Source organism: Neobacillus terrae, from assembly GCF_011393025.1.
GTDB lineage: Bacteria > Bacillota > Bacilli > Bacillales > Cytobacillaceae > Neobacillus_A > Neobacillus_A terrae.
On the sequence record NZ_JAAOEO010000012.1, the window covers coordinates 82,478 to 101,299 of the forward strand.

Here is an 18,822-nt window from a genome sequence, read left to right on the forward strand (position 1 = left end):
TTGCCCTACACCGTTTCTTCGGTTGAATATTTATTTTTTATTTTAAAAAACGTGCTTCTTGACAACCACATCATCATTATACTTGTCAGGCTGCCTCCAAAGAAGACGAGAAAGGGCGTGAAAGTGGAAAATAGGAAATAAAGTAAGATACTTCCTAATAAAATTCCAATTGTACTAAGCGGTCGATATACTCCTAGTAAACAGGCGAATTTAATAGCGTGAAATATACTAATTTCGTATGAGACAAAAACAGGAAATACATAAATTAATAGGAAACAATAGACAATAGATACTAAGACGACTAAAGCAGTAAACACCTTAAAAGCTAAACTTTCAAAGCTTGAAAAAAAACTAAAATCAACATATAAAAAGATTCCTATTAATACGACTAAAATCCCCATCAAATTTGCTTTGACAAAATACTTCTTATAAGCAGCCCAGAAATGCCTAAAAATCGGTATATCCAGCTCTCCTTTTAGCCACTTTCGGGTTATTTCGAACATTGCAGTTGTGGAAGGGAAGAAGCCTAGTGCAATAGCTCCCAGTAAAGAAAATAGCACCCATAGAACATTTAAAATGGCTAAACGCATAATCCATTCACATAGTGTATATAAGCCTTGAATTAAGCCTTTCATCCTTATTCTCCTCTCTAAGATAGCGACCACGGAAACGATTCCATTACTATTAATATAACAAAATTTAAGATAAGAAGCCTAAACTTTCTGTATATTGCTAAAAAGTGTCGGACTATATGTCGCAAGTACCTAAAAAATGAAATATGTAGCTAGGTGATCTCGAAAAACAACAATTCCATACTCAAATTGCACTTTTATTGGACTTTAGTGTAATATTACCCTTTGTTTTGGGTAAGTAATAAGTGTTTTATCCTTTTTTAGAAGTTTTGTCTATTTTTTCAGGTGTTTTGTCTATTTTTTTAGCAGTTTTGTCTATTTTTGTTGGGTCTTTGTCTACTTTTTTAATAGTTTTGTCCATTTAGACAAAAAGTGGAAAAACACCCACTCCTCCCCCCTAAAATAGGATGCCAATTAAAACAAAAAACCAAGAGAATATCCCTTGGCTTTTTGCCTATCAATTCACAGGCACCTTACCCTTAAGCAGTTTCCTTCTCCGCAACTCCTGCACTACCTTTTTTAGAAAATTTCCCCTTAATAGATTTCATAATATGATAAGTAGTCGGTACAATCACCAATGTTAATAGAGTAGAAGTCAGTAACCCCGAAATAACAACAATCGCCAACGACCGTGAAATTAATCCACCTTCACTAGATAATGCTAATGGCAATAGCGCACCAATTGTCGCGAGAGCAGTCATCAGAATCGGACGCAGTCGCGTCTTACCTGCTTCAAGTAGGGCTGCCTTTACCTCCATGCCCTTCTTCTCATTCTGCTTCACTCGCTCCATCAACACAATCGCATTCGTAACTACAATTCCGATTAACATCAAGAACCCAACCAGAGCCGGCATTCCAAGCGCTTGATGAGTAACATATAATCCTAGCAATCCACCAGAAAACAAGAATGGTAAAGAAGATAGAATCGCCAGCGGCATTAACATATTCCCAAACGCCACCAGCATAAGGATAAATACAAGCACAACAGCAACGGCCATCGCAATCGTCATATTCGTAAACCCTTCATTCATCGCTTGCGCTTGACCTTCTGAATGATAGCTGACACCTTTCGGCAGGTCTAGCGCTTTAAGTCGCTTATCGACTTCTTCCTGCACACCGGAGGAATTATCGGTCGTGATTCTTCCAGTAACCTCCACATATGGCTGCTGATTTAAGCGGTACAACGCGGAAGGAGGGTACTTTTTCAAGTGTGGCCACTTCAGAAAGGGTTACTTGCTGCCCCAGCGGATTGGTCATTTTTTGGCTCATAATATCATCAATAGAATCCGCAGAAGTGCCCGCTAATGACAATTGAACATCCGTGGTTTTCCCTTCCACTTCCATTTCTACTACACTGTCACCCTCAATCAGCTCCCTCACGTAGCCTGCAACCATGATCGGGCTTAACCCTTTATCAGCCGCTTTTTGATCGTCAATTTCCAATTGAAGCTGTTCCTTCACTCCAGAGAGGTTGGATTCCACGTTTTCCAAACCGTCAATATTCTTAATTTTATCCGTGATCATTTTTCCGGCAGTCTCTACATCTTTGGCATTTCCGCCCTCGACAATTAACGCTAACCCGCTTGTTCCGGCAATCCCCACTGGAGTAAGCGCCACTTGCATGTCAGCATCCAGTTTTTCAGCTTTTGCTTTTACCCTTTTTTCAAAATCAACAGTTTGTTCCTTTGTGACATGATCTTTTAAATCAATCGAAAAGCGAATATGTTCGCCATTTACAATCGTTTGCAAATGCTTAATATCTTTTTCGCTTTTTAAAATATCTTCGACCTTAACAGCAATGCCGTTCGCTTTATCTAGTGAAGTTCCATCCGGCAGCTGGATGTATCATATAACTTCGTTAATTTATAGCCAGCTGGTAGGTCTAATTCATCCAGCTTTTCCTTTGCCTGATTCACCACTTCGACTGTATTGGAGCCTGGCTGTGCCTTCATCTCTACTAAAACAGCCGGCTTTTCATTTAATCTTGTATAGACCGTTTCCTTTTTATTACTATATGAAACTGTAGCAATATCCGCCAAGCTCACCTTTTGGATGCCAGTAGGTCCTTGCGCCAAAATTTGAATATCCCGTACTTCCTTAACAGAACCCGGCTTGAAAGCAGCCTAAACATTTAAGGTTTTATCGTCGACATTGACTTGACCAGTAGAAAACGAAAAATGTTTGCTTGACCGTTTCATAGGAAATGCCGTGACTAAACTGTTTCAAAGACAAAACTTTCTTCTTCCCGATGAGATTTGTCCCCGTGAGGCTGATTCAAGGACAAATCTTTCTTGGGAGGGGTTCGATTTGTCCCCGAGAAGCTGGTTCAAGGACAAATCTTTCTTGGGACGGATGAGATTTGTCCCTGAGAGACTGTTTTTAAGGCTTTGAGCGTTATAGAAAAAAGGTTCCCCCTCTCCGAGGAAACCTCTTTTATCTATTTAAAAAACAAATTGTGTTTTACTCCCGGTTTGAGAGGCCGTAACTTCAAGGCGCGCTCCAATCCGCTCCTTCAACTCAGGTACGTGGGAGATGATTCCAACCAAGCGGCCGGTTCCCTGTATTTCGATCAGGGCTTCAATCGCCTGGTCGAGAGACTCCGGATCGAGCGTGCCAAAGCCTTCATCCACAAACATGGTTTCGAGAGAAACACCGCCGGCATAGTTTTGTACGACATCAGCTAGACCAAGAGCAAGTGACAATGCCGCCTTGAAGCTTTCTCCTCCGGAAAGAGTTTTTACATGTCTTTCCTGGCCAGTGTATTGGTCATATACGAGAAGCTCCAGACCGCTTTGCGCATTTCCTTTAGATTTATCTGTCTTCCGCAGCATCCGGTACCTGCCGCTTGTCATTTTTAACAGGCGAGTATTAGCCTCATGGAGAATATCATCCAAAAAGGATGCCAAAACGAATCTTTCAAAAGTAATTCTGAATCGGTTCTGTCCTTTTGAGATTTCATATAAGTGGCCAATGGTCTTATATCTTTCTTCATTTTCCTTCATCTCACTATTGATACGAAGGACCTTCGTAAGGATTTCCTCATTATTTCGTTTTGCCAGGTACAGGTCGCGCTGCCTGTTTTCAAGTTCGCTTAGTTCCGAAGTAATGCTCATAATTTGGTTTTCAATTTCCTGAAGGTTCGGTATTTGAACATCCTTTAGCAAAATGTAAAGCTGGCTGAATTGATCGGAAATGGAACGAAGCTCCTCCCAATACGAGCGGATAGCCGTTTCCATTCGATTTAGCTCATTCTCCGGTTTTTTTGCATCCTCGTATAGACGATAGGTTTCGAAGCCCTGTTGGATCATTTGCTGTTTGAAATCCTCGCGTTCTTTTTCAAGGCTGCTCTTACGATTATCAATGAGTTTTTCCGCTGCATCTAATCTGGCTGCTGACGTACTGTGACTTTCCTTAGCATTTAAAAAGGCCTGCTGCGCATTTTCCAGTCTCTTTTTCAAAAGCTCATTTTTTGCCTGAGCCTCACGAACTGCCTGCTCGTAAAGAGATTCAGTCCGTAGGTTTTCAGGAATTGTTTTAATCATCCTTTCAAGCTGTGTAGTCTGCTGTGTATATTTCACGGTAAGGCCCGTTATCTCTGCTGAAAGGTCGGTAATCTGTGTACGCCTTTTTTCTTTTTCGCCGCTAAGACTGTCAAGCTCTTCTACAACCCTTGATAAGCTTTTAATCCTACTGGAGAGCATTTCTTGTTCCTGGTTAAGCTTTTCTTTATCGCTCTTGAGTTTTCCCTTTGCTTCAGAAATCTCTTCTTTCCTAAAGTCAGCACGAACGGAAAAAATATCTTCCAGTTTTGAATTTACTTCTCTTTCCAGGCTGTCCTTGTCCGACTCGGCTTTTAAATAAGCAGATTCAGCCTTGCGCTTTTGCTGCTCTATTTTGTCAGCCTGTGCTTTGGCAGCTTTTATTTCTCTTTCATCCGGAATGGAGGCTGCATGTGCGTGAGCTGGTGCAGGATGATGCTTCGAACCACAAACCGGGCATGCATCTCCGCTTTTTAAACTCTCTGCAAGAACCGCTGCCTGCCCGTTTCTCCATTGCTGCTCTAGTTCTTCCACCGTTACCCTAGCGTCGGCCAGACTGGCTGCTTCTTTCTCAAACATGCCCTTCTTCAGTGCATAATCTGTTTCTGCCGCATTCAATTGATTCACTGAAGTTTCATATTTATTTAAAAGGTTCCAATCGTTTATAAGCCTGTCCGATTTTCTTTGATTTTCCGAAAAAAGAACCTGCGCCTTATCAATGTTTTCCTTTTCGGTTTGCAGTACTTTCATCCGTTCTTCTGCCGCCGCTAAGGATTTCTCTGCCATTTCGTGATTCCGTTTCTTATTGCCCAAATCCTTTTGCAGCTGATCTGCTGTTTTTTTCATTTCAGCAAAGGAATAAACATCGTCCTTTATTGTTTGAAGCCTGCTGCATTCTTCGGCTGCATCGATTCGTTCCTGTTCGCGAGCCGTCTCCTGCTCAAGCTCAGCCTTACTCTTTTCAAGCCTTTCAGCCAGAAGTTGAATCATTTCCCGTGCCTGTTCCCCATCGTTTTCAGCTTCCGTCAGCTCACGTTTTAACCGGTGACAAAGCTCTTCTTTAGCCGCTAAAAGATTAGCCTTATGTCCAAGGGAAACAGAGGCTTCCATTTGTTTGAATTCTTCCTTCTTCCCTTCGAGCGTTTCCTTCTGTACTTTTAGACCCTCAAGCCGGATAAATTGATCTGAAAGGTTTTTAGCCTCCTGATGCTTGCGGAGCAGTTCGTCTCTTTCCGCTTTTTTCTTATCGCCGCCTTTGGCAAGTTCTTCATACATTCCAGCCATTAAGGATATTTCCTCTTCAAGCAAAGGCAGAATAATGACATCATTTGTGCTTCCTGCTTCAAGATACTCCTTTAGCGGCTCATTGGCCCTTGCATCGATTCGGCGTATTGCCTCATTACGTTCCTTCTCCTGCTCTTCGATATCCTTTTTGAGAGCTCCAGCCTCAATCTTTAATTTTTCTTCGACCATTTTATAAATCTCGGTATGAAAAAGGCGCTGAAGAATGACTTCTTTGTCTTTGCTGTCCGAGGTTAAAAGCTTTCTGAACTCACCTTGGGGAATCATCAGGATTTGCCTGAACTGGTTGCTGTCAATCAGCATAATTTCCTTGATTTTTTCTTCCACATCATTAATCTTCGAAGCAATCAAATTTTTTTCACCATTATCATTCCAGGCATACAATTCCGCTCTTGCTCCAATGGTTGTTACTCCTTCACCAGACTTCTTTTTCCGTTCCTGCTGAGGTGCACGGGTTATATGATAAAGCTTGTTCCTTAAGGAAAAAACAAGTGAAACCTCTGTTTCAAGCTCCTCACTAGCAAACTGGCTTCGCAATTCGGGGCCGTTCCGGTCCTCACCGCTCGCTTTACCGTAAATCGCATATGTAATCGCATCAAAGATCGTTGTTTTACCAGCGCCTGTTTTTCCCGATATAACAAACATCGTCCTGTTTTCAAGCTCGGCAAAATCAATGACCTCTTCATCCGCATACGGCCCGAAAGCCTTCATAGTCAGCTTTATTGGTTTCATCTCCGTACCTCCTCTTTCAACACCCGGTTAATGATGTCTGCCATGACATCCCTTTTTTCTTCTATAAATTCGGACGTTGTCATTTCCTCATAAAACTGCTCAAAAAGTTCAAGGTCTGTTTTCTTTTCACGCTGGGCGGAAGAAAAGGCCGTTTTTTTCTTAATATCGATTAAATCAACCTTCCGATCAAGATGGAGAACGTTTGGATAGATTTGTCTTAATTTATTTATTGGATCAATGAGTGCCCCTTCATCAAGCAAAGTGACCTTAAGATAATCGTCGAGCTTTTGCTTTTCATAAAAAGAAGGATCAAGCAACTCTTCGAGATGGCCCTCAAGCTCTCTCATATCCTGTTTAGGAGTGAGACTGCGGGTGCGATGTGTAAAACTGCCATTATCACTCATTTCAATGATGGAAATGGATTTTGTGTGCTTCGCCTCCGAAAAAGAATACTTAAGAAGAGATCCCGAGTATTTTATTGTGTCGTGGCGAATCGCTTCTGGGCTGTGCAGATGGCCCAGTGCAGTATAGGAAAAAGGGGCAAACAGGTCAGAATGCACGCAGCCGGATGTACCAACTGATAAGGTTCTTTCCGAATCGCTGACTGCTCCGCCCAATACGAATGCATGCCCTACAAGAACGTTGGGTTCATTGGGATTAAGATTTTCTTCAATTTTTCCAATAACTGCTTTCATGGCATCTTGATGCGAATGGATGGTATCATCCCCGAAAAGTTCTCTGACATGTCCAGGTTCCGCGAAAGGAACAAGATAAAAATTAACACCGTTAATATGTACTGGCTTTAAATCCGCTCTCAGCTTGCCTTCCAAATAAAACTGGCTGTGCTTGTACCATGAGCTTCCAAAGGAAAGTCGTTCAGCACTGTCATGGTTTCCTGAGATGGCAACAATTGGCGTTTTCAGATCAACATTGAGTTTAAACAAAATCTCATCAAGAAGTTCAACTGCATCGGTAGGCGGTACCGATCTGTCATAAAGGTCTCCAGCAATCACAATGGCATCAGGCTTTTCCTCAGCTACAACATCTGCGAACTGAAGCAGAACTTCCCGCTGGTCGTTCGTCATGTAAACTCCATGAACCAGCTTGCCCAGGTGCCAATCCGCTGTATGTATAAACTTCATTCCTCTGCACCCCTTTTTTTATAAATTCTATTTTTTTATGATTCTTTCATTATAGCAAAGTTGCCTATGTATCTTCCTATGTAAAAACAGGAAACTGGAACATCTGTTCTTTTTCATCATAACAAAATTTACTAGAGGTTTGTACCTATATTTGTTTTCTTGACCGTGATTTTTCCCTCAGAAAATAGGTAAACATGGATTTTTCTAAAATTAATGTATTTGTTTAGTACAACTACCCTTTGCGGCACGTATACATACAGTACAAATATATATAACAGACAAACTATCAGGAGGGTCAATTACCTAAAAAGATATGAGGTGAAAATTATATGAATCATTTCGCTGCAGGATTTACAATCTTCTCTTTTTTTTAACAATGGTTCTTGTGCTATGGCGTCCGAGAGGATTAAACGAAGCAATACCAACAACCCTGGGTGCACTCTTAGTTATTCTTAGCGGAACTGTAACCGCTGCTGATTTGGGAGATATAGGATCTAAAGTAACCGGTGCTGCTATTACAATAATAGCAACCATGGTTATGGCTATTTCTCTTGAAAGCTTCGGCTTCTTCCATTGGATGGCTGCGGTTGTTTACAAAAAATCTAAAGGGTCGGGCAAAAGGCTTTTTTGGCTAACCAATCTCCTTTGCTTTTTGATGACCATCTTTTTTAATAACGATGGAAGCATTCTTATTACTACACCCATTTTGCTTCTGTTATTAAACAAGCTAAGATTTAAACACAAACAAAAGCTGCCCTATTTAATCAGTGGCGCCTTAATTGCAACAGCTTCAAGTGCACCAATTGGAGTCAGCAATATCGTCAATTTAATTGCTCTCGAAATCATACACATGGACCTTTACCTGCATACTTTAATGATGTTTGTTCCAGGCATAGCTGGACTGTTGGTTCTCTCTCTTCTCCTCTATGCTGTTTTTTATAAGGATCTCCCCAAAAATCTTCCGAAAATTTCAAGCACCTCCTTTCAGGAGACAGGAATCGCTCATCCGCTTCAATCAATACCTGAAGTAAAAAGTTTAAGAAAAAAAGGCCGGATCATGTTACTAGTTTTAGGGTTTGTATGCCTGGTCCGTGCAGGACTTTTTCTTGCATCCTATTACAACATTCCTGTTTCTCTAGTAGCGGTTGCGGGATCTGTCGTATTACTGGCATGGAGATGGTTTTATCTAAAAATAAATCCGTTTGATGTCATTCCGAAAACTCCTTGGCATATTTTCATCTTCGCCTTTAATATGTACGTGATAATCTATGGCTTGCATAATATAGGGCTTACCCAAAAACTTGTTCATTATCTGGAGCCTTTGGTTTCTGGAAGCTTGTTCCAAGCGAGTTTTATTATGGGTGGGCTGCTATCGTTACTATCCAATATTTTCAATAACCATCCTGCTTTGATGGTGGGTACGATCACTTTGACAGAGATGCATCTCTCTCCTATTATGCTAAAAACCATCTACCTTTCTAATATTATTGGAAGCGACATCGGTTCCCTTTTATTGCCTATCGGAACACTCGCCACCCTCATATGGATGCATATATTAAAACGGGATCGTTTCAAAATTACCTGGAACCAATATTTAAAAGTCACATTTATTGTTATTCCTCCGACTGTTGTCTTTACCCTCCTCTGTCTCTATTTCTGGATTAAACTTGTTTTTAATACCATTTAAAATGATTTAGGCTGCCAGGATGAGCAGCCTTTTTCTTGTTTAAAAAAGAAATAGGTGCTCCGATTTCCGGAACACCTTTGGATTTGTATTTAATTAAGGAATATGAACTGTTTTAAGATGATAGAGTTTCCAAATAACAAGATTTCCATCAGCTGTAATTAAAGACACAATATTGTTATGAATTTCCTTTAATAATCCCACTTTGTCAGGATTATCCCCCATATCAAAAACGACCAGTTGGCCTACATATTTTTGGAGCTGTTCATCAAAGGTCCTTAATACAGGAATTCCTGATGGGACTACAGGGAGGTTTTCTTTACTCAATGTGTAGGGAGTCAACTGTGTATTGTAGGGAGTGAGCCATTTTAAATGCTGCATAGAAATAAACATGGTTTTATATACCGGAGAATAAAACACAACATAATCAGTCATTACATTTGTAATATAACCATGAATGGAGCGATTTCCTGTGACAAATATCTCAAGAAATTGTCCTTTAGCATTATTGAGAGTTTTTCGATAAGACAAATTGGTTTCAGCAGATTTTTGTATTGGAAGTTTATCAGGCGGATCTTCAAAAATTTCAGGCTCTGCCTTCTCTCTCATATTATGCACATGGACTAAAGGAATATAAAGAAATTTAACTCCATTGAAAATCACGATAATATCCAGGCCATAGTCTATCAATATCCCATTAAAAATGAGTCCGCCTGAAATCTCCAGGTCAACTTCTTTTCCTAAGAGTGTTTTTAATACGTTCATCAATTAACCTCCTTCCCAGTTTTTTTTACCACTTAGACAAAAATGGTGCACCAGTAAAAGATACTAATGCACCTGCCAAAGAATCGGATTTATTTGAAAAGAACAGTGAGCACCTGTGACTATTAAGGTTTCCAAAAATAATCTATAACTTTAACAATACTGCCCACATCATTGCGTCTTCTCGAAGTATTTCTTCGGTTGCCGCTTCTTCGGTTGCCGCTTCTTCGGTTATCACTTCTTCGGTTGCCGCTTCTTCGGTTATCACTTCTTCGGTTGCCGCTTCTTCGGTTGTCGCTTCTGCGGTTTGAAGTTCTTCTGCGGTTTGAAGTTCTTCTGCGACCTGATGATCTTCTGCGTCCTGATGAGCTTCTGCGGTCTGATGAGCTTCTGCGGCTTGATGAGCTTCTGCGGCTTGATGAGCTTCTGCGGCTTGATGAGCTACTGCGGCTTGATGAGCTTTCTTCACTAGAACTTTCCTCATTTTGGTTTTGATTTTGATTCTGATTCTGATTATCTTCCTCACTTTTTTGATTATTTTGGTTATTTTGCTTAAACGCTCCTTTAGGTCCTAAACAAATGCTCTTAATGTGATAAGGATGAATCCTCATGACCTCTTGATTGTTTACCAGTGTATAATGTCCGCCAGTATTTTCAACCAGCACTCCCTCTACAGCTTCCGGTCCATGGCCGTTAATTGAAACCCATTGATGGGAGAAATGACTGAATACATCATGGAATTTCATTGGATTGTGCCACCTTGGAATAACCATCTCTTGCTGTTGTTCTGTCTCTTGCTGTTGTTCTGTCTCTTGTTCTCCTTCTTGCTGGCCGCCGTTGTTCGCATTTTGATATTTTGAAACACTCTTGATATGCTGAGAGTTTAAATAAAGGATGCCATCATCCTCGGTAAATATAACGATATAGTCATCATAGACCCCCACCAATAATCCTGTTTTAGAATCTGGTGCGGAAAGATTTATTTGGATCGTTTCGTCGACCAATTCTTCAAAGAGTAAGCTGAAATTCTCAGCATCGATGAAATCAAGTTCTTCCTCATCTGATGCTATCATCTGGGTTGAATTAGATTTTGAATCTTCAATAATACTTTTTACATGGGCTGAGTTGTAATAAACAATAGTCGGTTCTTGCTGGTTTTGCTGATTTCCATTTTGATTGGTATTTTGGTTGCCGTTTTGGTTGCCGTTCTGATTGCCGTTATTGTTGTTTTGTACACAAAGTGTAATAAAATCTGACTTAACATCCAGCAATTTCCCTGTTTTCGATAATGGCCCGCCTTTGAAAATTTTTACATCCTTTCCTTTTAGGGCCCTCAGAAAGGAATGAAATGATCGCTGATCGTCATCTCGATTCATTTTTTCTTTCTCCATGTTTATCCTCCTATGCTCCTAAGCTTTAATAGTGATTTATAATCCATATATACGTATCATGCAGGGACATGGAACCTATTAATAGCCCAAATTAGGAAAATTCAGCTTTTGCCTATTAGTTATTAATCTAATTTTCCTAATTGGTTTTTGATATAGGCACTTCTTTTTTCAATAAAAGAAAAAATAAATTCCGGTTCCCGGTCAAAATGATCAATTTTATCTTTTCTATAAGGATCCAAAAGGACTGCTGGACGGATATGATTATACAAAGCTTCGACTTTCGGCTTCAAATTATCAATGGTAAATTGGTTTTCCAGTGCACTTCCCAGAATGTTTTTATATTTTTTTCTAAAATTATCCACGTACAGAAGTCGCGCGGTAAGGGTGTTAAACCCCTCAATTCTTACATATTCGGCAGACATATACTTTCCGTTTACATCCCTTCCCCATGTGGCATCATAATCCCAGGGAAGGACCTCAAAGAGGCCAGTCTCACCGCTCTTGTACAAAGAATAATTATGAACAAAACCATCATAATTCTGAGTTAAAATTACCCCAGCCATCCATTTCAAATATTTATCTACGTTTACCAGTTGACTAATTTCACGTTCAAATTCATTATTTGGAATCGTGTTGAGCTTATAAATCATCTGCTCCAGTGGAAAATTGTCCTGGTCATTGCCCACTTTACGTTCATAGCCCAGAAAGAGAGATTTTTTAGTCTCCTTATCCAAATCACTCATCAATGAGAAATTCGCATCTCCATCTACCGCATAAAATATGGCACCCTCTGGCAGGCCCCTTTTTTTCAAAAAGTTTTCATCTACCGATTCTATTTCCAAATATACCCCTTCAGCTTTTCCATTTATTTTTAAAAAGATATGTCTTGATCTGGGAGCAAGGCAGCCTAGTTCAGTAAAGAAATCAAAAGATAATTTATTTCTAATCATTGAGGGATCTTTATATTCAGCATTTAAATGAATGTCTTTTGATCCTTTAAAGACCGGTGGTTTATAAAAGGTGGCCTGATATGATTTTTTCTTAAAATCACGTATATGGGACCCACGATAGCGAATGTCAATCTCCAGTCTTTTTCCTTCAGCTTTTAGTTGTGCCGGCAGAGGATCTTCACACCAAATATCCCTCTTTAGTTCTTTCAGATCCATTGGATGTATGAAAACCTGATACACAGGAATTTCTGCACTTATGTCCATTGGTTATTCCTCCTTCCCTTATAAATATGAAGAAGAGATAAACGTTGGCACATTGGGCCTCGCCTTTTTGCATAAATACGCTAATGACCCAATCCATTTACTGGTTAAAAGCGTAGATTATTAACAAAGAAAGGAATAAATATTGTCTTAATAACCTTTCTTAATAAATTCAAGGAGGTTTTGATAGATGGATCAAAACATTACTTCGCAGGAAATCCAAAAGGCAGCAAATCAGGCAAGAAGATTTGGTGACTTCATGTTTTCTGACCCGCGTGGGAGGACTTCCAGGCAGAGAAGAACAACCAGAAGGACTCAAAGCACTGCAAGACAAACAACCAGAAGAACCGTAAGGCAAACAACGAGAAGAGCCGTAAACCAAAAAACAATAATTCGTAATTTAAGAAACACAACCAGACGCTCCTCTTCCAGACGTTCTTCCAGCAGTTCTTCCAGACGGAGACGTTCTTCAAGCAGAAATTCAAGACGTAGACGTTCTTCCAGACGTAGACGTTCTTCTAGGCGGATACGTTCTTCTTGGGGTTCTTTAGGGGGAATTTCAGACATACTTTCTTCCATGCTAAGACGTTCTTATGGGCGTTCCTCCAGACGTTCTTCCAGCAGTTCTTCCAGACGTTCTTCCAGCAGTTCTTCCAGGCGTTCCTCCAGTAGTTCCTCCAGGCGTTCTTCCAGGCGTTCCTCCAGTAGTTCCTCCAGGCGTTCTTCCAGGCGTTCTTCGAGGCGTTCTTCCAGGCGTTCTTCACACAGAAGACACACTTCAAGCACAAGGAGAACCAGCGCAGAGCATTTTAACCGCAGAGAAAGGTACTGGAAGGACGGAAACATGTGGCAAGAAAGGCTTTATAACGAATAACCTGTAATCTCAATTGCCGTTGGAATTATCTCCAGCGGCTTATATTTTGACTTTAAAGTGTTCTTAATAAAACAACAGGCTGAAGCCCCCTTGGAAAAGACTACATTTGTTACGTCTCTAAACCATTTAATGAATAAGCACTCCACAAAGAATATTATAAAACAAAAAAAACAGTCCGCCCTCTTCCGGGCGGACAGTCTGAATTAGTCAATTATTATTTTTTTGTTACGTTAGCTGCTTGTGGTCCCCGAGCTCCTTCAACAACTTCAAAAGAAACTTCTTGACCTTCTTCAAGTGATTTGAAACCTTCAGATTGGATTGCAGAATAGTGAACGAAAACGTCGTTGCCGTCTTCCGCTTCGATAAATCCAAATCCTTTTTCTGCATTAAACCATTTAACTTTACCGTTTTTCATGTAAAAAAATCCTCCTATTGGCTCGCACTAAAGCCATGTGTAAATTCACCAAATTACAGCGCTGATAGATTTTTGGATCTCTCACCCTAATGTTTACAAACACTTTGAAAAAGTGTGAAACATAAAGCTAGCACATGTAACGGCTTCTTTTATTTTACCATTTTTACATCAATACTGTCAAGGTTTGGAATGCTCTCCAGCTCCTATAATTTATGTCCTTTCTGTCAATTTTTCAGTAAGGCTTTGGATGGATTGCACCACCATATCAAGCTTGGCTTCTATTCGATACAAGAGATACAGCGTAACAATAATCGGAAAACCTACATCACTGATGAAAGGAATAATTTTATCCACGATACACCCTCCTTTCTGAGAAAAGCTAAAGCGTCTCTTTACGACGGATAGCACTTTTGATGATAGGTTAAGTTCACCACATCCTCGAAAAAGCAGGTGCTTGTCCTTTGTGCGAGGATATAGTTTACGAAGCCTTCCATGTCCTGTCCGTCCTGCATTTATAATTTATGAATATAAATTCATTAACTTAAAGAAGAGGGCCGGTAAATAACCAGCCCTCCATGTTAGGATTATGCCAATGGATAATCAGTAACATTGCGTTCGATCAGCCTTGAGCCTTTTGCAGAGGATAAAACTCCGCTTGTAGTAACAAATATCCCAGCAGCGATTACTTCTTCCATTCTTTGTTTTACTGCTGCCTGATCAACTGGTTCCTTCGGATTGTCAATCACAATCCTGGAGGGTTTGCCTCCTTCAGTAACAAATTCAAGCTCCAGAGTCTTTGCCATTCTATTCACCTCCTATCCTTTATTTTTTCTTTGATTAACCAATAATTTCCGAACTATCAATTCTTTCAACTGTACTTAGCGGTTCATTGCTTAGGGCAGCTAAAGCTCGTGCTGTTTGCAGCAGCTGGTCAGCTGTTGCATCCTTTTTAACATTGTTAAAGGTTTTTGTTTTGTATAGCGGTTTTCCATTGTCATCCATTCCGGCGTCATAAACCATTTTGAGTCTTGTGATTGCAAGCATTGCCTGTGCCATTGTCCATCACCTCCTTTCACCTTCTATATACAAAAAAAAGGAGAAAAAGGTCAGGGTATATTCCATATTTTTAAAAATGCATAGCAAGTTTTTTATAAATATCTCAAGAAAAAATTCATATATTTAAAAGAAACTATTACAGGGGAGGAAGCAGAATGGATTGGTATCTCAGGGTTTTAAAAAATTATGTTGGGTTTCAGGGGAGAGCGAGGAGAAAAGAATATTGGATGTTTTATCTTTTTAATGCCATCATTTCGCTCATTTTGTATATCGTTCAGTCTGTAGCTGATTTAAGCTCACTTCTTACAACTCTGTATTCCATTGCCGTTTTTCTTCCGTCTCTTGCTGTTACTGTCCGCAGATTGCATGATACGGGCAGAAGCGGATGGTGGATATTAATTGGACTCGTCCCTTTTGCGGGAGCTATCGTGTTGCTTGTATTTGCCTGCCTGGACAGCTACCCCAATGAAAATCAATATGGGCAAAACCCTAAACTGAATGAACCTATTGAATATAAATGAAAAAACCGCCATTCCCTAATGGGGTGGCGGTTCTATAATTTTCTTGGAATCTATATTAAATTAATTCTGAATTAGATTTATCTTAATCTAGATCCTGCACCTTAGCTCATTAGAGGAAGCTGCTGTTCAGCTCGTCTCCAAAGCTCACGCTTCAAATCAAAGTAGTCAATTGCACATGTTTCTGAACGGGCACTTTGGCCTTTTTATATTTATGGAATTAAAAGAATTTTGCCGGTGCTTTTTCGGCTTTCTAAATATGCATGCGCCTTGCCTCCATCTTTTAATGGAAATTGTTTTGGGGTTTCTATCTTTAATTTACCCTCTTCTATCCAGCTGAAAAGCTGTCTTGAACGCTGATAACGTTCTTCGCAGGATGTCAGTACATTCCATAGATCTCCTCCGGTCAGTGTTTTTGACGTGTCCATCAGCATTCTGGGATCTACTGGCTCAGGATCTCCACCTGCCATGCCATAAAACACCACTGTTCCTCCAATCCGGACTGCTTTAAAACTATCCATTAAGGTAGAGCCGACTGAATCATAGGCTGCATCAGCCCCTTTTCCCCTTGTTGCTAATTTCACTTCTTCAGCCCAATCCTGTCCATATAAAAACATTTCATGTGCCCCTGCTTTACGTGCAATTTCGGCTTTTTCCGGTGTAGAAGTTAGGCCAATCACCTTTCCACCAAAAATTACTGCTATTTGAGTAAGAAGCTGTCCCACTCCTCCTGCTGCTGCATGGACAAGTACAACGTCTCCTTCTTTTACCTGGAAGCTGTCCTGTGCAAGATATTGAGCAGTAAGCCCCTGTAACAAAACGGAGGAGGCAATTTCAAAAGATATGGAATCCGGAAGAGGAATGACCTTATCCCTCGGCACTGCGACTAATTCAGCATTTGCATAAGGAACATCTGCAAAGGCGACTCTGTCTCCGGGCTTTATACCATCGACCTCTGCTCCCACTTCTTCCACAACCCCGGCTCCTTCATACCCCAAGATAAAAGGCGGGTTCCCGGCAAGATGATAATTACCTTTCCTCCGGTATATATCTGCGAAATTCAGCCCAATTGCCTTCATACTGACAAGGACTTCCGTTTGCTTACACTCCGGATTATTAATATCACTATAGTGCAGGACCTCTGGCCCGCCAAATTCATTAAAAACGAGTGCTTTCATTTGTTTACCTCATTAATCGTAGTTTACCTTCAAGGTTTATTATATACAGTTATGAGTTAATTTTAAAATACCAAGCTAAAAATCCTGCTTGATCTTATTTAAAAAAATACTGCTTTTCCTTTTTGTTCTTTTATAAATTCTGTAGCCTTTTCGTACACTGTCCACCACAGCAAACGGAATCGGAGGGTGAAATTTATAAATAAAAGGCTTATAGATTCGGTAATAAGCTTTTTTTAAATCATTCCATTTGCTGCAGTACCCTTCTTTATAGAAGTCGGAAATATCCACAATATATCCTCGGCCATTATCCATCACCACATTTTTCCCATGGATATCAAATGGATTAAGCCCTTTTTTCCGTGCAAAGTCAAGACCATGATCGATATCGTTAATGACACTTTCAGGGATGCGTACTCCTTTAACAAGAGCATTGAATAGGGTAATCCCTGACAGTTTTTTTAATACCAAATAGTTATCGCTATAGGCATAAAGCGTGGAGTACGCTTCATGTTTCCCCAAGCGTTCGTATACTTGTTTTTCCTTCTTTATCTCTTCAACGTTCCTTCCATACACCTTTACAACTAAGTCCGGATTAGCATCGTGAACAAACACGGCAGCATAATTTCCATTTCCGATCAATTTCCAGGACTTTGATTGATTTCTTACCAGAATGGGATCAAAAGGACTTTCAGTTGTTAACTGAATATATGGTAATAGTTCCTCTTCTATTAATCTGATATAATGGTTCAATTCCATTCTGGCACCTTCTATACAAAAATTAATTTTTGTTCCCGTCATATCTATTACTTGGTTTCAAATTAACATAGATTTATAGATTTCCAGCTTTTTTTCAGTAACACCAATCACGGATTCAATTTCATGCTTTTGGTGCTGCAGTTTTTGCAGATGCTTCTCCAGAATGGTTTTACGAATGAGAATAATAGCTGAGATTTCTGGTACATCCTTTTCGAGAACACAGCCTTCTTTCACAATTTCTTTAATATCCTGTAAACTCATCCCGGTGCTCTTTAGGCTGCAAATGAACTGAATAAATTGCACATCTTGTGCAGTGTACACCCTGTCCTTCCCATTTACTCGTTTTGGAAAGGGCAGAATTCCTTCTTTTTCATAGAAACGCAATGTATGTGCCGACAATCCCGTTTTTGCAGATGCCTCTCCGATTGTAAACATAATATTCCTCCGAAATATTTTCTTCCTTTAATCATATTTGCTTGTTGACTTAGATTCCACTCTAAGCATTATCCTTTAATCATTAAATGTAAAGGATGTGGTTTTTATGCAAGAAAAACGGTATATTCGCGGCAAAAGACTCCTGAAAGAAATCGTAGGGGACCCTGCTCGTGAAACAATAAAAAAATTAAATATGGTTGCGCCTGATGCAGGAATCTTGCTCGCCGCACATTTTGGGGACTTTTACTCAAGAGAGTGCCTCGATTTAAAAACGAGAGAGATGGTTACTTTATCATCACTCGCTTCCACAGGTAAAACAGCACAGTTAAAGGTACATTTGAATGCAGCTGTTACATTAGGGTGCACACGCGAGGAAATTTGTGAGATTATGATTCAATTAATCCCTTATAATGGGTTCCCCACAGCTCTTAATGCACTTGAAATAGTTCGTGAATTTTTTCTAGAGAAGGAGGAACTATGATGGACTCGAAACTTCAGATGAGCTGGCTGGGCTTTGGTGCCTTTTATTTTATCACACCGGGGGGAAAGAAAATTTTAATAGACCCTTGGGTTCATAATAATCCGCTTTTTCCAACTGCCTTTCGTAAAACTATTTTTGATTCGGACTATATTTTTTTAACCCATGGACATCGGGACCATGCAGAAGACGCCGTGGAACTTGCAAAGGCAACTGGTGCAAAGGTTCTCGCCGGGTGGGAATTGTCACAGCTGCTGATGAAGAGGGGTGTGGAAAATGTCCTTCCAATCAATAAAGGAGGCACACGGGCTATTGCAGATTTACGTGTAACCGCTGTTCATGCTGATCATTCAGGAGCTTTTGTAGAAAACGGAAGACTCATTTACGGTGGCGAGCCAATGGGATTTGTTATCAGGTTCGAGAACGGCTTTACGATTTACCACGCTGGTGATACCAATGTATTTGGTGATATGGCTCTTATTTCAGAGCTTTACCATCCTAAGGCAGCCATCCTGCCAATTGGCGATGTTTTTACCATGGGTCCAAGAGAGGCCGCCAAAGCAATCCAACTCCTTAAAATTAAGGAAGTGATCCCCATGCATTTTGGCTATGATTTCTTAACTGGCACACCTGAAAAACTTCGGGATATGGTCAAGGACCCTTCTGTTAAAATCTATGATATTTTATCAGGAGATACATTCTTTATAGAATAAAAAT

Annotated in this window: 20 protein-coding genes and 1 pseudogene; 4 read left to right on the forward strand and 17 right to left on the reverse strand. The window is 40.2% G+C overall.

Annotation, left to right across the window (positions count from 1 at the left end; all coding sequences use genetic code 11):
• Positions 1 to 5 precede the first annotated feature (5 nt).
• From G8761_RS17155 to G8761_RS17170, 5 genes and pseudogenes are all read right to left on the reverse strand, one after another.
• Positions 6 to 635, reverse strand: a complete 630-nt coding sequence (locus G8761_RS17155; RefSeq protein ID WP_166028866.1) for a YesL family protein — start codon at positions 633 to 635, stop codon at positions 6 to 8.
• A gap of 476 nt (positions 636 to 1,111) precedes the next feature.
• Positions 1,112 to 2,474: pseudogene (locus G8761_RS28120) on the reverse strand (efflux RND transporter permease subunit).
• A complete protein-coding gene (locus G8761_RS27330; protein ID WP_243450063.1) occupies positions 2,447 to 2,707 on the reverse strand; it encodes an efflux RND transporter permease subunit in 261 nt (86 codons plus the stop codon). The pseudogene G8761_RS28120 and the gene G8761_RS27330 overlap by 28 nt, the downstream one beginning before the upstream one ends.
• Positions 2,708 to 3,073: 366 nt before the next feature.
• Positions 3,074 to 6,205: an AAA family ATPase gene (locus G8761_RS17165; protein ID WP_166028867.1), complete on the reverse strand. Its 3,132-nt coding sequence runs from the start codon at positions 6,203 to 6,205 to the stop codon at positions 3,074 to 3,076.
• Positions 6,202 to 7,347: an exonuclease SbcCD subunit D gene (locus tag G8761_RS17170; protein ID WP_166028869.1), complete on the reverse strand. Its 1,146-nt coding sequence runs from the start codon at positions 7,345 to 7,347 to the stop codon at positions 6,202 to 6,204. The genes G8761_RS17165 and G8761_RS17170 overlap by 4 nt, the downstream gene beginning before the upstream one ends.
• A 349-nt stretch (positions 7,348 to 7,696) precedes the next feature.
• Between G8761_RS17170 and G8761_RS17175 the strand changes: the two genes are divergently transcribed.
• Positions 7,697 to 9,034 carry an arsenic transporter gene (locus tag G8761_RS17175; RefSeq protein ID WP_338000986.1) on the forward strand — a complete coding sequence of 446 codons (1,338 nt, stop codon included), beginning with the start codon at positions 7,697 to 7,699 and terminating at the stop codon, positions 9,032 to 9,034.
• A 93-nt stretch (positions 9,035 to 9,127) separates the two neighbouring features.
• Here the strand turns inward: G8761_RS17175 and G8761_RS17180 are convergent, their stop codons facing one another.
• From G8761_RS17180 to G8761_RS17220, 9 genes are all read right to left on the reverse strand, one after another.
• Complete coding sequence (locus G8761_RS17180; RefSeq protein ID WP_166028873.1) at positions 9,128 to 9,796, reverse strand: DUF2642 domain-containing protein; 669 nt, start codon at positions 9,794 to 9,796, stop codon at positions 9,128 to 9,130.
• A gap of 122 nt (positions 9,797 to 9,918) precedes the next feature.
• Positions 9,919 to 11,184 (reverse strand): spore coat protein, encoded by a 1,266-nt coding sequence (locus G8761_RS17185; protein WP_166028875.1) that lies wholly within the window; start codon positions 11,182 to 11,184, stop codon positions 9,919 to 9,921.
• Positions 11,185 to 11,306: 122 nt separating this feature from the next.
• The gene (locus G8761_RS17190) at positions 11,307 to 12,398 is read right to left on the reverse strand and encodes a CotH kinase family protein (protein ID WP_166028877.1); all 1,092 of its coding nucleotides are present in this window, start codon (positions 12,396 to 12,398) and stop codon (positions 11,307 to 11,309) included.
• Positions 12,399 to 12,710: 312 nt separating this feature from the next.
• The gene (locus G8761_RS17195) at positions 12,711 to 12,974 is read right to left on the reverse strand and encodes a hypothetical protein (RefSeq protein WP_166028879.1); all 264 of its coding nucleotides are present in this window, start codon (positions 12,972 to 12,974) and stop codon (positions 12,711 to 12,713) included.
• Between the two features lie 12 nt (positions 12,975 to 12,986).
• Positions 12,987 to 13,172: a hypothetical protein gene (locus tag G8761_RS17200; RefSeq protein WP_166028753.1), complete on the reverse strand. Its 186-nt coding sequence runs from the start codon at positions 13,170 to 13,172 to the stop codon at positions 12,987 to 12,989.
• A gap of 311 nt (positions 13,173 to 13,483) precedes the next feature.
• The gene (locus G8761_RS17205; protein ID WP_027323943.1) at positions 13,484 to 13,684 is read right to left on the reverse strand and encodes a cold-shock protein; all 201 of its coding nucleotides are present in this window, start codon (positions 13,682 to 13,684) and stop codon (positions 13,484 to 13,486) included.
• A 210-nt stretch (positions 13,685 to 13,894) separates the two neighbouring features.
• Positions 13,895 to 14,038, reverse strand: coding sequence for a YvrJ family protein (locus G8761_RS27335; protein ID WP_027323944.1), 144 nt, complete (start codon positions 14,036 to 14,038; stop codon positions 13,895 to 13,897).
• A gap of 230 nt (positions 14,039 to 14,268) precedes the next feature.
• Positions 14,269 to 14,487: a DUF2922 domain-containing protein gene (locus G8761_RS17215; RefSeq protein WP_166028881.1), complete on the reverse strand. Its 219-nt coding sequence runs from the start codon at positions 14,485 to 14,487 to the stop codon at positions 14,269 to 14,271.
• Positions 14,488 to 14,521: 34 nt separating this feature from the next.
• The gene (locus G8761_RS17220) at positions 14,522 to 14,740 is read right to left on the reverse strand and encodes a DUF1659 domain-containing protein (protein ID WP_166028883.1); all 219 of its coding nucleotides are present in this window, start codon (positions 14,738 to 14,740) and stop codon (positions 14,522 to 14,524) included.
• 155 nt (positions 14,741 to 14,895) lie between these two features.
• On the opposite strand from G8761_RS17220, the gene G8761_RS17225 reads away from it, so the two are divergent.
• Entirely contained in the window at positions 14,896 to 15,261 is a 366-nt protein-coding gene (locus G8761_RS17225) for a DUF805 domain-containing protein (protein ID WP_166028885.1), read from the forward strand.
• A gap of 209 nt (positions 15,262 to 15,470) precedes the next feature.
• Here G8761_RS17225 and G8761_RS17230 read toward each other — a convergent pair whose 3' ends face one another.
• From G8761_RS17230 to G8761_RS17240, 3 genes are all read right to left on the reverse strand, one after another.
• Entirely contained in the window at positions 15,471 to 16,436 is a 966-nt protein-coding gene (locus G8761_RS17230) for a quinone oxidoreductase family protein (protein WP_166028887.1), read from the reverse strand.
• A gap of 75 nt (positions 16,437 to 16,511) precedes the next feature.
• Positions 16,512 to 17,192, reverse strand: a complete 681-nt coding sequence (locus G8761_RS17235; RefSeq protein WP_166028889.1) for a serine/threonine protein kinase — start codon at positions 17,190 to 17,192, stop codon at positions 16,512 to 16,514.
• A gap of 57 nt (positions 17,193 to 17,249) precedes the next feature.
• The gene (locus tag G8761_RS17240; RefSeq protein ID WP_166028891.1) at positions 17,250 to 17,627 is read right to left on the reverse strand and encodes a MerR family transcriptional regulator; all 378 of its coding nucleotides are present in this window, start codon (positions 17,625 to 17,627) and stop codon (positions 17,250 to 17,252) included.
• A 106-nt stretch (positions 17,628 to 17,733) separates the two neighbouring features.
• Between G8761_RS17240 and G8761_RS17245 the strand changes: the two genes are divergently transcribed.
• Positions 17,734 to 18,108, forward strand: a complete 375-nt coding sequence (locus tag G8761_RS17245; protein ID WP_166028893.1) for a carboxymuconolactone decarboxylase family protein — start codon at positions 17,734 to 17,736, stop codon at positions 18,106 to 18,108.
• The gene (locus G8761_RS17250) at positions 18,108 to 18,818 is read left to right on the forward strand and encodes a metal-dependent hydrolase (RefSeq protein WP_243450064.1); all 711 of its coding nucleotides are present in this window, start codon (positions 18,108 to 18,110) and stop codon (positions 18,816 to 18,818) included. Before G8761_RS17245 ends, G8761_RS17250 begins: the two co-directional genes overlap by 1 nt.
• Positions 18,819 to 18,822 lie beyond the last annotated feature (4 nt).